Source organism: Janthinobacterium sp. J1-1 (assembly GCF_030944405.1).
Lineage (GTDB): Bacteria > Pseudomonadota > Gammaproteobacteria > Burkholderiales > Burkholderiaceae_D > Janthinobacterium.
Genome location: NZ_CP132339.1, coordinates 4435825 through 4449337, shown reverse-complemented (window position 1 = coordinate 4449337; position 13513 = coordinate 4435825). Strand labels below are relative to the sequence as shown.

Genomic DNA, 13513 nt, shown 5'->3' with positions numbered 1-13513 from the left:
ATGCGCGAACTGCTCTTTATCACGCACCGACTGCCGTATCCGCCCAACAAGGGCGACAAGATACGTTCCTGGCATATGTTGCAATACCTGAGCCGGCATTTCCGCGTGCACCTGGGCTGCTTTATCGACGATGAAGCCGACTGGCAATACACGCGCCAGGTGGCCGCCCTGTGCGCCAGCACGCGCTTTGTCGACTTGCGTTTGACGGCGGCCCGCTGGCGCGCCGTGCAGGCCCTGCTGTCGCGCCAGGCCATGAGCGTGCAGTACTACCGCGACGAGCGCCTGCTGGCATGGGTGGACGGCCTGCTGGCGAGCGGCAAGGTACGCCATGCGCTGGCGTTTTCCGGCCCCATGGCGCAGTACATCGACGGCAGCGGCGCACGCCATCTGCACCGCGTGATCGACTTTGTCGATGTCGATTCCGACAAATGGCGCCAGTATGGCGACAGCAAACCGTGGCCCTTGTCGCAGTTGTACCGGCGCGAGTCGCAGCAGCTGCTGCAGTATGAGCGCCATATCGCGCAGCAGTTTGCCGCCGCCAGTTTTGTCTCGGAAGCCGAAGCGGCCCTGTTCCGCCTGTGCGCCCCGATGGCGCGGCGCAAGACGCGCCACTTCAATAACGGCGTCGACAGCGTCTACTTTGCACCCGGCGCGTGTGCCGCCGATCCGTATCCGCCCGGCACCCAAGTACTGGTATTCACGGGCGCCATGGATTACTGGCCGAATATCGACGCCGTGCAGTGGTTCGTGCGCCATGTGTGGCCGGCCCTGCGGCGCCAGTTTCCGCAACTGCTCTTTTATATTGTCGGCAGCCGGCCGGCGCCGCGCGTACAGGTCCTGGCCAAGGTTGCCGGCGTGACCGTCACCGGCGCGGTGGACGATATCCGCCCCTATCTGGCGGGCGCCACCCTGGCGGTGGCGCCGCTGCGCATTGCGCGCGGGGTGCAGAACAAGGTCCTGGAGGCGATGGCGATGGGCAAAATCGTCCTGGCGTCGCCGCAGGCGCTCGAAGGCATCGCCGCCCAGCCCGGGCTGGAACTGCTGCTCGCGCGTGACGAGGCCGAGTTCATTCACCATGCGGCGCGCGTGCTGCGCGCCGCCGCCCAGCCAGGCGCAAGCGTGGATATGGGCGCTTGCGCGCGCCAGATGATCTTGCAAGATTATCAATGGGAAAGCAATTTGCAGGCCTTGGGCGCCATGCTCGACCTCAAGCCGCACCCCGTGCAGCAAGGCACACCCGGCGCTACCGCCAGCCTGCGGCCGGTGCAAGAATCGGAAGCGCCATGACGCTGGCCTCGCCCACCGTCGCGGCCAGCATGCCGTCACCACAGCCGATGCCGCCGGTGCCGGCGCCCGCCGCGCCCAGCCATGGCGTGCCGCTCCTGCTGCTGGCCATGGCCACCATCGTGCTGTTATACCACGCCACTTTCTGGGGCATGCTGGAGGTCTGGTCGCGCTCGCAGACCTTCGCCCATGGTTTTTTGATCGTGCCGATCAGCCTGTGGCTGGCATGGCGTCAGCGCGCGCGCCTGGTCGCCCTGCCGCCGCGCCCATCGATGGCGGGCGTGCTGCTGCTGTTCGTGCTGGGTGTCGTGTGGCTGCTGGCCGATCTGGCCTACGTGCAGGTAGCCGAGCAATATGCGGCCACCGCCATGCTGCCCGCTTCCGTGCTGGCCATCCTGGGCTGGCCCGCCCTGCGCTTGCTGGCGTTTCCACTGAGCTACCTGTTCCTGGCCGTGCCCTTCGGCGAAGTGTTTTTGCCACCCCTGATCGACTTTACGGCCGGTTTCACGGTCGGCGCGCTGCACTTGTCGGGCGTGCCGGTATTCAGGGACGGCAATTATTTTTCCCTGCCTAGCGGCAACTGGTCGGTGGTCGAAGCCTGCAGCGGGCTGCGCTATGTGATCGCCTCGCTGGCCCTCGGTGCGCTGTTTGCCCACCTGCACTTTCGCAGCACGCGCCGGCGCCTGGCCGTGTTGGCCTGCGCGCTGCTGGTGCCGATCCTGGCCAACGGCGTGCGCGCCTGGCTGATCGTCATGCTGGGCCACCACAGCGACATGCGCCTGGCCGTCGGTGTCGATCACCTGGTGTATGGCTGGCTGTTTTTCGGCCTGGTGATGCTGTTGCTGTTGCTGCTCGCCAGCCGCTGGCGCGACCGCATGCCGGCACTGACCTTGGCCACCAACCAGGCAATGCCGCCGCCGCACGGCGCCCTGCGGGCAGCCGTCAAGGCAGCGGCCGCCTGCATCGTGATCGCGGCCGCCTGGCCGGCGCTGGCCTGGCGCAGCGAGGAAGCGCCGCCACCGGAGCGCCAGACCACGCAACTGGCGCTGCAGGCGCCGCCCGGCTTGCGCCTGGTGCATGCCAGTGCGCCTGACTGGAGCGCCACCCTGGCGGGCGCGCCGCTGCGCCTGCACGCCACCTATCGGCAAGGCCCTTCCGAAGTGAGCCTGCAACTGGCCTGGTATGCGCACCAGGCGCGCCATGCCGAACTGCTGACGCACCAAGTCACGCCGTTCGGCGCGCGCTGGCTGCCGTTGGGACAGCAGACGCGCAGCTTGCGCCTGCCGGGACGCACCTTGCAGGTACGCGAAACGGTGCTGGCGCATGGTGGCGAGCGGGTGCTGGTCTGGCGCAGCTACCAGCAGGGCGGCGTGCTGACGGCCAGTCCGGCGCTGGTCAAGCTGCTGCTGGCCAGGGGCAAGCTGCTGGGCATGCGCCAGGATGGCGCCGACATCATGGTCTCAAGCGCCTACGATGAACTGGCGCCGCCACCGCGCGCCCGGCTGCAGGCATTCCTGCAGGCGGCGCTGCCCGGTATCGAACAGGCCTTGCAGGGGGTGCCGCATGCGCCTTGATCCGCCCGACAGCAGCAGCGCGGCCGGCGCGCCGCCGCTGATCGTGCATGTCATCCACCAGCTCGACGTGGGCGGCCTGGAAAACGGCCTGGTCAATCTGATCAATCATATGCCGCCCGGGCGCTACCGGCACGCCATCGTTTGCATGAAAAACGCCACGGTGTTTCGCCAGCGCCTGAGCGCGCCCGGGGTCGAGATCATCAGCCTGGACAAGCGCGAAGGCAAGGATCCGGGGCATTATCTTCGCCTGTACCGGCTGCTGCGGCAATTGCGTCCCAGCCTGGTGCACACGCGCAACCTCTGCTGCATCGAGGCGCAGCTGCTGGCGGCCATCGCCGGCGTGCGCCTGCGCGTGCATGGCGAACACGGGCGCGACATCGATGACCCGCAAGGCGCCAAGCGCAAATACCGGCTGCTGCGCAAGCTGATGCGGCCGCTGATCCAGCATTTCATCGCCGTCAGCGCCGACCTGGGCCAGTGGCTGGTGCAGGCCATCGGCGCGCCGCCCGACAGGGTCAGCCATATCGGCAACGGCGTCGACAGCGTGCAGTTTCATCCGCGCCTCGGTCCGCCGGCCGTGGTGGGGCCACCCGGCTTCCTGTGCCATGGCGCGTATGTGATCGGCAGCGTGGGGCGCATGGCGGCCGTGAAAGACCAATTGTCGCTGGTGCGCGCCTTTCTTTTGCTGCTGGAAAAACTGGACCGGTACGAACGCGCGCGCCTGCGTCTGATGATCGTCGGCGATGGTCCCTGCCGCCAACCCTGCCTGGATCTGCTGGCGCAGGCCGGCGCGCAGCATCAGGCCTGGCTGCCCGGCACGCGCGACGACGTGGCGCCATTGCTGCGCGCCATGGATGTGTTCGTGCTGCCGTCGCTGGCCGAGGGCAGTTCCAACACCATCCTGGAAGCGATGGCGACCGGCTTGCCCGTGGTGGCCACCCACGTGGGCGGCAATGCGGAACTGGTGCAGCCGGGCTGGAGCGGCGCGCTGGTGCCGCCGCGTTCGCCCGAGCTGCTGGCCGCCGCGCTGTTTGACTACTACCGCGCGCCCGAACTGGGTGTGCGCCACGGCGCGCGCGGACGGCGCCAGGTGCTGGCCGAACACAGCCTTGCCGCCATGGCCGGCGCCTACCTGGCCGTGTATGACCGATTGACGGGCGCCGAAGCGCCCTCCCCGCTTTCCACTTATCCCTGAAAGGACCTCCATGTGCGGCATCGTCGGCATCTTTGATCTGCAGGGCCAGCGCGACATCGAAGCAAAGCTGCTGGCGCGCCTGACCCACAGCCTGCGCCACCGCGGGCCGGACGAGGACGGCATGCACCGCGAGCCGGGCCTGGGCCTGGGTCACCGGCGCCTGTCCGTGATCGACCTGGCCAGCGGCCAGCAGCCGCTGTTCAATGCTGACCGCAGCGTGGCCATCGTCTTCAATGGCGAAATCTACAATTACCGTGCCCTGATGGCCGAACTGCGCCATTTCGGCCATCAGTTCCGCACCAGCAGCGACACGGAAGTGATCGTGCACGCCTGGGAACAATGGGGCGAGCAATGCGTGCAGCGCCTGCGCGGCATGTTCGCCTTTGCCCTGTGGGACCGCCGGCGCCACCTGCTGTTCCTGGCGCGCGACCGGCTCGGCGTCAAGCCGCTGTATTATGGCGAGCTGACCGACGGCACGCTGGCCTTCGGCTCCGAACTGAAGGCGCTGCTGGCGCACCCGGCCATGCCGCGCGAGCTCGATCCGCTGGCGGTGGAAGACTATTTTGCCTACGGCTATGTGCCCGAGCCGCGCAGCATCTTTCGCCATGCGCACAAGCTGCCGCCGGGCCACACCCTGTGCATCCGCGCCGGCCAGCCGCTGCCGGCGCCGTGCCAGTACTGGGACGTGCCCTTCGTGCCGCATGCACCAACCAGCGAAGCGCAGGCGGCGGACGAACTGCTGGCGCGCCTGCGCGAAGCGGTGCGCATCCGCATGGTGGCCGAGGTGCCGCTGGGCGCGTTTTTGTCGGGCGGCGTCGATTCGAGCGCGGTGGTGGCGATGATGGCCGGCTCAAGCGCGTCGCCCGTCAATACCTGCTCGATCTCGTTCGGCGACCCCGCCTACAATGAAGCGCAATACGCCAGCATGGTGGCGCGCCGCTATGGCACCTTGCACCACGCGCAGCAGGTCGAGTCCGACGATTTCGAACTGATCGACCTGCTGGCCACGCTGTACGACGAACCGTTCGCCGACAGTTCGGCCATGCCCACCTACCGCGTTTGCCAGCTGGCGCGCCGGCGCGTCACGGTGGCGCTGTCGGGCGACGGCGGCGACGAAAGCCTGGCCGGCTACCGGCGCTACAACCTGCATGCGCGCGAAGAAAAAATGCGCGCCATGCTGCCGCAGGGGCTGCGCCGTTCGCTGTTCGGCACCCTGGGCCGGCTTTACCCGAAGGCCGACTGGGCGCCGCGCTTCCTGCGCGCCAAGACCACCTTCGAAGGGCTGGCGCGCGACACCACCGATGCCTATTTTCACAGCGTCAGCATCCTCGGCGACGCCATGCGCGCGCGCCTGTTCAGCCCCGAACTGCGGCGCAGCCTGCAAGGCTACCGCGCGGTCGACGTGCTGCGCCGCCACGCCCTGGCCAGTCCGGCGCAGGACCCGCTGTCGCAAGTGCAGTACCTGGACCTGAAAACCTATCTGCCGGGCGACATACTGACCAAGGTCGACCGCGCCAGCATGGCCCACGCGCTGGAAGTGCGCTCGCCCTTGCTCGACCATGAACTGGTGGCCTGGATGTCGGGCCTGCCGCCGCAGCTGAAACTGCGCGGCGGCACCGGCAAATACCTGCTGAAAAAGGCGCTGCGGCCGCTGCTGCCCGACGAATTGCTGTATCGCCAGAAGATGGGCTTTTCCGTGCCGCTGGCCGCCTGGCTGCGCGGGCCGCTGCGCGAGCGCCTGCGCCAGCGCCTGACCAGCCCCGTGATGGCGCAATGCGGCCTGTTCGACATGGACTATATCGATCAGCTGATCGACCAGCACGGCGCGGGCCGGCGCGACCATAGCGCACCGCTGTGGTCGCTGCTGATGTTCGAGTCCTTTTTGCGCCAGGTAGTGCCGCTGCCCGCCGCCACGGCGCGGGAACTGGCCACCGCCTGACTCCCGCCACCGCCACCATTGCTGATACGGAACCGGCCATGCGCATCCTGCACATCCTCGACCACTCGCTGCCGCTGCACAGCGGTTACACCTTCCGTACCGTGGCCATCCTGGCCCAGCAGCGCGCGCTGGGCTGGGAAACCCTGCACCTGACCGGCGCCAAACAGGGCCCGTCCGACGCCATGGACCAGGTCGCCGACGGCTGGCACTTTTACCGCACCGCGCCCGGCCGGCAATGGTGGGCGCGCCTGCCCGTGCTGCGCCAGTGGAGCGTGATCCGGGGCCTGGCGCGCCGCCTGCGCCAGCTTGCGCTGCAGCTGAAACCCGACATTCTCCATGCGCATTCGCCGGCCCTGAACGCCATCGCCGCGCTCGGTGTCGGGCGCACCCTCGGTATCCCGGTGGTCTACGAAGTGCGCGCCTTCTGGGAAGACGCGGCCGCCGACCATGGCAGCAGCCGGCCCGGCGGCCTGCGCTACCGCCTGACGCGCATGCTGGAAAACCACGCGCTGCGCCGCGCCGACGCCATCACCACCATCTGCGAAGGCTTGCGCCAGGACTTGTGCGCACGCGGCCTGCCACCCGATAAAATCACCGTGATTCCCAACGCCGTCGATGTCGCCGCCTTGGATGCGGTGCCCATGCAGCCTGGCCTGGCACGCGCCATGGGACTGGCCGGCCACCCCGTGATCGGCTTTATCGGCTCGTTCTACGCCTATGAAGGCCTGGCGCTGCTGCTGCGCGCCATGCCGCGCATGCTGGCCGCGGCGCCTGCACTGCGCCTGCTGCTGGCCGGCGGCGGCCCGCAGGACGCGCAGTTGCGCGCGCTGGCCGTCGAGCTGGGCATCGCCGGCCAGGTGGTGTTCGCCGGGCGCGTGCCGCACGCACTGGTGGCGCAGTATTATCAGCTGATCGACGTGCTGGTCTATCCGCGCCTGCCGATGCGCCTGACGGAACTGGTCACGCCCCTGAAGCCGCTGGAGGCGATGGCGCAGGGCCGGCTGGTGGCCGCCTCCGACGTCGGCGGCCACCGCGAACTGATCAAGGATGGCCAGACCGGCGTGCTGTTTCGCGCCAACGACGCCGAGGCGCTGGCGCAATCGGTGCTGGCCTTGCTGGACCAGCCAGCCAGCTGGCCGCTGCTGCGCCGCCGCGCACGCGCCTATGTGGAACGCGAACGCAGCTGGGCCGGCAGCGTGGCGCGCTATGCCGAGGTCTACCGGCGCCTGACGGCGCAACGCACGCTCGCCGGCATGGCGCGGCCGCCGGCGGAGCGCACCCGATGATGCTCGCCGGCATGCGCATCGCGCTGGTCGGCCCGCAGGCGCCGCCGGCCGGCGGCATGGCCAACCAGGCGGCGCAACTGGCGGCGCTGCTGCGCGCCGAAGGGGCCAAGGTCGAGCTGCTGGCCGTCAATGCCAGCGTGCTGCCGCCATGGCTGGCGCGCGTGCGCTACCTGCGCGCGGCCCTGCGCCTGCCCATCTTCCTGTGGCGCTTGTGGCGTGCCAGCCGCACGGTCGACCTGTTCCATGTGATGGCCAACTCGGGCTGGTCCTGGCATTTGCAGGGCGCGCCGGCGCTGTGGCTCGCCAGCCTGTGCGGCAAACCGGTGCTGCTCAATTACCGTGGCGGCGAGGCGGCGGCCTTCTTTGCGCGCCACCGGCGCCTGGTCGATGCCAGCCTGTTGCGCGCCGACGCGATCGCCGTGCCGTCGCGCTTCCTGCGCCAGATCTTCGAACAGGGGGGGCATGCGGCCCATATCGTGCCCAATGTGGTCGACCTGCGCCGGTTCACGCCAGCGGCCGGACAGGGCACCAAAGATGGCCCGGTGATCCTGGTGGCGCGCCACCTGCAGGCGCTGTACGACAACGCCAGCGCCGTGCGCGCGTTTGCCATCGTGCGCGAGGCGTTTCCCGGCGCGCGCCTGGTGCTGGCCGGCGACGGTCCCGAGCGCGCCGCGCTGGAAACCCTGGCCATCGACCTGAAGGTGATGGAGGCGGTGACGTTTGCCGGCCATGTGGCCAACGCCGCCATGCCGGCGCTGTACCAGGCCAGCACGCTCGTGCTCAATCCCAGCCTGGCCGACAATATGCCGATTTCCGTGCTCGAAGCGCTGGCCTGCGGCGTGCCCGTGGTCAGCACCAATGTGGGCGGCATTCCGGCCTTGCTGCAGCACGGCGTGACGGGCCTGCTGGTGTCGCCCGGCGACGCGCCGGCCATGGCGCAGGCCATGCTTGCCCTGCTGCGCGAGCCGCAACAGGCCAGCCGGCTGGCGGCCAACGGCCTGGCGCACGCGGCGCAGTTCGACTGGGCACATGTGGGGCCGCAGCTGGCGGCGCTGTACCGGCGCATCCTGGCCGCGCCGCGTCCGTCCGGCTATGCGCGCCTGGTGGCGCACTGGCTGTTTCCGCTGCACGAAAAGCTCAAGCGGCACGACAGCGTGCGCCTGCTGCGCCGCATGGAGCGCTCGCAATGGTGGACGCCGCAGCAGCTGGACCGCTGGCGCCTGGCGCGGCTGCGCCGACTGCTGCGCCATGCGGGTGCCCATGTCCCTTATTACGGCGCGCTGTTCCAGCGCATCGGCTTCGATCCGCGCCAGGTGCACAGCCTGAGCGACCTGGCGCGCCTGCCACTGCTGCGCAAAGCCGATATCAGCGCCGCGCGCGACGCCTTCAAGTCCGACCGCGCCGATGGCCTGCGTCCGTTCTCCACCGGCGGCTCGAGTGGCGAGCCGCTGCTGTTTTTCCTGGGACGCAAGCGCATCAGCCACGATATCGCCGCCAAATGGCGCGCCACGCGCTGGTGGGGGGTCGATATCGGTGAGCGCGAGGTGGTGCTGTGGGGCTCGCCCATCGAACTGCACGCCCAGGACCGGCTGCGCCGCCTGCGCGACTGGCTGCTGCGCAGCACCCTGCTGCCGGCGTTTGCCATGTCGCCCGCCAGGGTCGACGGCTTCATCCACCGGCTGCGGCGGCTGCGCCCGCGCATGCTGTTCGGCTACCCGTCGGCGCTGTGCCGCATCGCCAGCCATGCCGGCGCGCACGGCGTGCCGCTCGACGGCCTGGGCGTGAAAGTCGCTTTCGTCACCTCCGAGCGCCTGTACGACGAGCAGCGCGCGCAGATCGCCACCGCCTTCGGCTGCCCGGTGGCCAATGGCTACGGCGGGCGCGACGCCGGCTTTATCGCCCACGAATGCCCGCATGGCGGCATGCACATCACGGCCGAAGACATCATCGTCGAAATCGTCGATCCCGCCGGCCAGCCGCTGCCGCCGGGCAGCCTCGGCGAAATCGTCGTCACCCACCTGGCCACGCGCGACTACCCCTTCATCCGCTACGCCACCGGCGACATCGGCGCGCTGGGCACGGCGCCCTGCGGTTGCGGGCGCGGCTTGCCGCTGCTGCAGAAAATCGAGGGCCGCAGCACGGATTTCCTCACCGCCACGGACGGCACCGTGATGCATGGCCTGGCGCTGGTATACATCCTGCGCGAACTGCCGCAGGTGCGCGGCTTCAAGATCATCCAGGAAAGCCTGCTGCACACGCGCGTGCTGCTGGTGTGCCTGCCACTGCTGGACGCGACTACCCGCGCGCTCATCGTGGCCGGCTTCCAGGCCAGGCTGGGCGCGCAGGTGGCGATCGATACCGACGAGGTGGACGAGATCGCCGCCGAGGCCTCGGGCAAATACCGCTATGTGGTCAGCAAGGTGACCTGATTTTTTCTAGAAAGGCTCTTTCATGTCCAACTACCTTACTCTCCTGCTGCTCGCCGCCATCCTGCTGCTGTGCGCCTGGACCTTGCACAAGGTGCGCCTGATCCATTTGCTGGCGCACCAGTTGCGCGACCAGGCCGACAGCGCGCCGGCCACCCTGTTCCGCCAGCTCGAAGCGCTCGATGGCCTGCAGCGCGAGCTGAAGCTGGACAAAAGCCTGCCGTGCACGCGCGGCTGGGCCGGCTCGCCCGATTTCCTGCTGGAACTTGCGCGCCATGCGCTCTCGGCGCGGCCGCAGGTGGTGGTCGAATGCAGCAGCGGCGCTTCGACCGTGGTGCTGGCGCGCTGCATGCAGCTGCAGGGCGCGGGCCAGGTCTACAGCCTGGAGCACGATGCCGCATATGCGGCGCAGACACGGGCCGAGCTGGCGCGCCACGGCCTGTCGGACTGGGCGCAAGTGATCGCCGCGCCGCTGCGCGCGCATCCCTTGCAGGGCGAAACCTGGCCCTGGTACGCCACCGACCGCCTGCCCGCCGGCTTGCCGATCGACATGCTGGTGATCGACGGCCCGCCGCAGGCGACCGCCACGCATGCCCGCTATCCGGCCGGTCCGCTGCTGTTTCCCCGCCTGGCGCCAGGCGCGGCCGTCTACCTCGACGACGCCGCGCGCAGCGACGAACAAGCCATCCTGCGGCGCTGGCGCAGCGAATTCCCCTTGCTGCGCCAGTCCCTGCTGGCCTGCGAAAAAGGCTGTGCCCGGCTGGTGAAGGAAGGCTTGGCGGACGATGCGCAGCCCGCGATGGAGTTGCCGCAGGGTATCTTGGCGCAGCAACACTGAGCGCCCGAGCTATTCCGCGCTGAACTCGGCGGCCGCCCTGGCCGCCCCCAGCGCCTGCGCATGGCTGCCGAACGGACGATCATAGCCGTCGACACTGCCGTCGCTGTCGACAAAATACAGCCACCAGCCGTCGGGCCGTTCGCAGATCGCCGTCTGGCCCGGCACGCAGACACTGGCGATATCGGCGCCGATGGCCAGGGTGACGATGGTGATGCCGTGGTGGACGATGGCGTTCATGTTGGTGGTCCTGCAACGATGGCCGGGCAGTGTAGCCGATTTTTGCGCTACACTGAACACTCTCGGGGAGCATACATGGCATCACAGCAAGGTACGGTCGACTTCCTGCTCGACCAGATGGCCGGCGCGGGCGCGCTGGTGGCAAAGAAAATGTTCGGCGAAACAGGCTTGTACTGCGATGGCAAGATGTTCGCGATCATCGCCGACGACCAGCTGTATATCAAGCCGACCGACGCCGGGCGGGCCTGGATAGGCACGCCGCAGGAGGCGCCACCCTATCCGCAAGCCAAGCCCTGGTTCCTGATCGGCGGCGAACAGTGGGACGAGCGCGACTGGCTGGTCCAGCTGGCGCGGCGCACCACCGACGCCCTGCCGCCGCCCAAGCCGAAAGCCGCGCCGAAAAAGAAACCGGCGCCGGCCTGAGTTCAAGCCACGCTATTGCCGCAATCGCCGCCATTGCGGAAGCAGTCGAGGTTGTGAAATGTGATGGCGGCGATTTCACGCAGCGCTTCGATGGTAAAGAAGCCCTGGTGTCCAGTCACCAGCACATTCGGGAACGTCATCAGGCGCTGGAAGATGTCGTCGTCAATGATGTCGGACGAGTGATCGTGGAAGAACAGGCTGCTTTCCTGCTCGTACACATCGATCGCCAGGGCGCCCAGCTGGCGCGACTTGAGCGCATCGATCACGGCGCCAGTATCGATCAGGCCGCCGCGCGAGGTATTGACCAGCATGGCGCCGCGCTTCATCTGCGGCAAGGTGGCCGGGCCGATCAGGTGGCGCGTGCTGTCCATCAAGGGGCAATGCAGCGAGACGATGTCCGCCTCGGCCAGCAGCTGCGGCAGGTCGACCATCGTGCCGAGCTCGGCAAAATCAGGCGAAGGATAGGGGTCGTGGCCCAGCACCTTGCAGCCGAAGCCCCTGAAGATGCGCGCCGTGGCCAGGCCGATCTTGCCGGTCCCGACGATGCCCACCGTCTTGCCATGCAGGTTGAACCCCAGCAAGCCATCGAGTGAAAAATTGCCTTCGCGCACGCGGGCGTAAGCGCGGTGCGTGTGGCGGTTCAGGGTCTGCACCATGGCCAGGGTGTGCTCGGCCACCGCTTCAGGCGAATACGCCGGTACGCGCGCGACAAAAAAGCCCAGCCGCCTGGCTGTCGGCAAATCCAGGTTGTTGTAGCCGGCGCAGCGCAGCAGGATGGCGCGCACGCCGTAGCTGTGCAAGGCTTCCAGCACGGCGGTGTCGAGCACATCGTTGACGAACACGCAGACGGCGCCGGCGCCCTGCGCCAGGATGGCGGTGTCCGCTCCGAGCAAGGCGTCGTGATAGACCAGCTCGATGCTGGATGCATCGGGCTGGGATGGCAGGGCTTCGTCGAAGAAGCGGCGGTCGTAGGGCTGGCTGCCAAAGAAGGCGATTTTCATGGGGCTTCCTGGAAAAGTAGTGAGGCCGATGGCAAAAACGCCATCATAGCGTACGCTTCCTCTGCCCTGGAAAACGATTGCAAAGAAATTATTGTAAAAAGATCACTGCCGTACCCGCGGCAAGGTGATCAGCTTGCGCACGAAGGCGGTTTCCTGCGGATGGTCCTGGTGGAAGCGGTCACGCGCGGCGCGCATGGCGGCCTGGTGCGCGGCCAGGTTCTCGCTGCGCAATTCGATGCCGAAGTCGTCGGGCACGGTGCCGCTATCGCCACCGAACAGGCGCGACAATATCATGCGGCCCACATTGTCGCGGTAGTGCGATGCTTCCCAGTAATAGCGCATTTCGCGCCTGCCGCCAAATTGCGGTATGGCTTCGCTGGTAATGCTGTTAAAGCCTGAAAAGTCGACCAAGCGCAGGTCGCAGCCCTGGGCCCGGTGGCGTTCGGCCAGCCTGGTGATATCGCCTTGCCACTGCTCCATGGCCGGCCACTTGCCGCGCCAGTACAGCACGTCCATCGTCATCGCATGGGTGGGATTGACATACAGGCGCAAGCGCGTGCCGTCGCGGCACAGCTTGCCGACCGTGGCGTCGAACGCTTGCAGCGCGTCCGGCGTGGGGCCGGCGCCGTCGCCGAATTCCTGCAGGCGCGGCACCATGGCCGGCGCCGTGCCGCCCCAGCCCTTGATGCGATCGCTGAAGCAGCGGTGGTCGCGCTGACCATGCAGGGCCAGGCTGGACAGGCACACGCTGCCGAAATTGCCTTGCAGCAGGCGCAAGCTGTCTTGCGTCATGTCGACCGTCAGGCCGCGCTTGACGTTGAGCAGGGCGCGCCGCGCGAAAAAGGCGGGTCCCTCGTCCGTCAGGCCCGGCTCGATGCCGGCCGAGCCCTGCTCCATCGAAAACGAGGGCGCATCGATGCCCCACACCATGGTGTCGACATGGCTGACCCTTGCCGCGTGCCGGGCCAGCAGCATGGCGTCGCCGATCGACGCGCCCGAGACGGCGCTGTTGAAGACGGTCTTGCCATCGAAGAGCTCGCGCACGCCGGCCGGCAAGCCCATTTCCGTGCGCGAATTGCCGATATACACGACGGCCGGCCGGTAGCGCGCCACGGCATAGGTCTTGCCCCACACGCTGAGCTTTTCGCGGGTCGGCTGCAGCCGCTGCAGCAGCGGGCTGTCCCACTGGTGCAGCAGATAGGGATCGACCTGGTAATTTACAGTGGAAACGAGCAACAGCGCGCCGGCCGCGCAGCCGCAGAACAGGCCGACATAGCGGCGTGAAGACAGGGTATCCGAGGTAGCCATGG

Annotated in this window: 11 protein-coding genes; 8 read left to right on the top strand and 3 right to left on the bottom strand. The window is 68.1% G+C overall.

Going from position 1 to position 13513, the window contains the following annotated elements:
• Genes Q8L25_RS20270 through Q8L25_RS20240 form a run of 7 tightly spaced genes read left to right on the top strand, consistent with a single transcriptional unit; the run spans position 1 to position 10542 of the window.
• Entirely contained in the window at positions 1-1287 is a 1287-nt protein-coding gene (locus Q8L25_RS20270; RefSeq protein WP_308921094.1) for a TIGR03087 family PEP-CTERM/XrtA system glycosyltransferase, read from the top strand.
• The gene (gene xrtA / locus Q8L25_RS20265; protein ID WP_308921093.1) at positions 1284-2858 is read left to right on the top strand and encodes an exosortase A; all 1575 of its coding nucleotides are present in this window, start codon (positions 1284-1286) and stop codon (positions 2856-2858) included. Before Q8L25_RS20270 ends, xrtA begins: the two co-directional genes overlap by 4 nt.
• Positions 2848-4053 (top strand): TIGR03088 family PEP-CTERM/XrtA system glycosyltransferase, encoded by a 1206-nt coding sequence (locus Q8L25_RS20260; protein WP_308921092.1) that lies wholly within the window; start codon positions 2848-2850, stop codon positions 4051-4053. Before xrtA ends, Q8L25_RS20260 begins: the two co-directional genes overlap by 11 nt.
• A gap of 10 nt (positions 4054-4063) precedes the next feature.
• Entirely contained in the window at positions 4064-5992 is a 1929-nt protein-coding gene (locus Q8L25_RS20255) for an XrtA/PEP-CTERM system amidotransferase (protein ID WP_308921091.1), read from the top strand.
• A gap of 38 nt (positions 5993-6030) precedes the next feature.
• On the top strand, positions 6031-7278 hold the full coding sequence (locus Q8L25_RS20250) for a TIGR04063 family PEP-CTERM/XrtA system glycosyltransferase (RefSeq protein WP_308921090.1): 1248 nt from the start codon (positions 6031-6033) through the stop codon (positions 7276-7278).
• Entirely contained in the window at positions 7275-9707 is a 2433-nt protein-coding gene (locus Q8L25_RS20245) for a glycosyltransferase (RefSeq protein ID WP_308921089.1), read from the top strand. Before Q8L25_RS20250 ends, Q8L25_RS20245 begins: the two co-directional genes overlap by 4 nt.
• Before the next feature lie 22 nt (positions 9708-9729).
• On the top strand, positions 9730-10542 hold the full coding sequence (locus Q8L25_RS20240; protein WP_308921088.1) for a class I SAM-dependent methyltransferase: 813 nt from the start codon (positions 9730-9732) through the stop codon (positions 10540-10542).
• Between the two features lie 9 nt (positions 10543-10551).
• Here Q8L25_RS20240 and Q8L25_RS20235 read toward each other — a convergent pair whose 3' ends face one another.
• Positions 10552-10779, bottom strand: a complete 228-nt coding sequence (locus tag Q8L25_RS20235) for a hypothetical protein (protein WP_308921087.1) — start codon at positions 10777-10779, stop codon at positions 10552-10554.
• 75 nt (positions 10780-10854) lie between these two features.
• Here Q8L25_RS20235 and Q8L25_RS20230 point away from each other — a divergent pair, with 75 nt between their 5' ends.
• Positions 10855-11202, top strand: a complete 348-nt coding sequence (locus Q8L25_RS20230) for a TfoX/Sxy family protein (RefSeq protein WP_308921086.1) — start codon at positions 10855-10857, stop codon at positions 11200-11202.
• Positions 11203-11204: 2 nt separating this feature from the next.
• Here Q8L25_RS20230 and Q8L25_RS20225 read toward each other — a convergent pair whose 3' ends face one another.
• Both Q8L25_RS20225 and Q8L25_RS20220 read right to left on the bottom strand, forming a co-directional pair.
• Positions 11205-12203 carry a 2-hydroxyacid dehydrogenase gene (locus tag Q8L25_RS20225; RefSeq protein WP_308921085.1) on the bottom strand — a complete coding sequence of 333 codons (999 nt, stop codon included), beginning with the start codon at positions 12201-12203 and terminating at the stop codon, positions 11205-11207.
• A gap of 102 nt (positions 12204-12305) precedes the next feature.
• Positions 12306-13511, bottom strand: a complete 1206-nt coding sequence (locus tag Q8L25_RS20220) for a hypothetical protein (protein ID WP_308921084.1) — start codon at positions 13509-13511, stop codon at positions 12306-12308.
• Positions 13512-13513 lie beyond the last annotated feature (2 nt).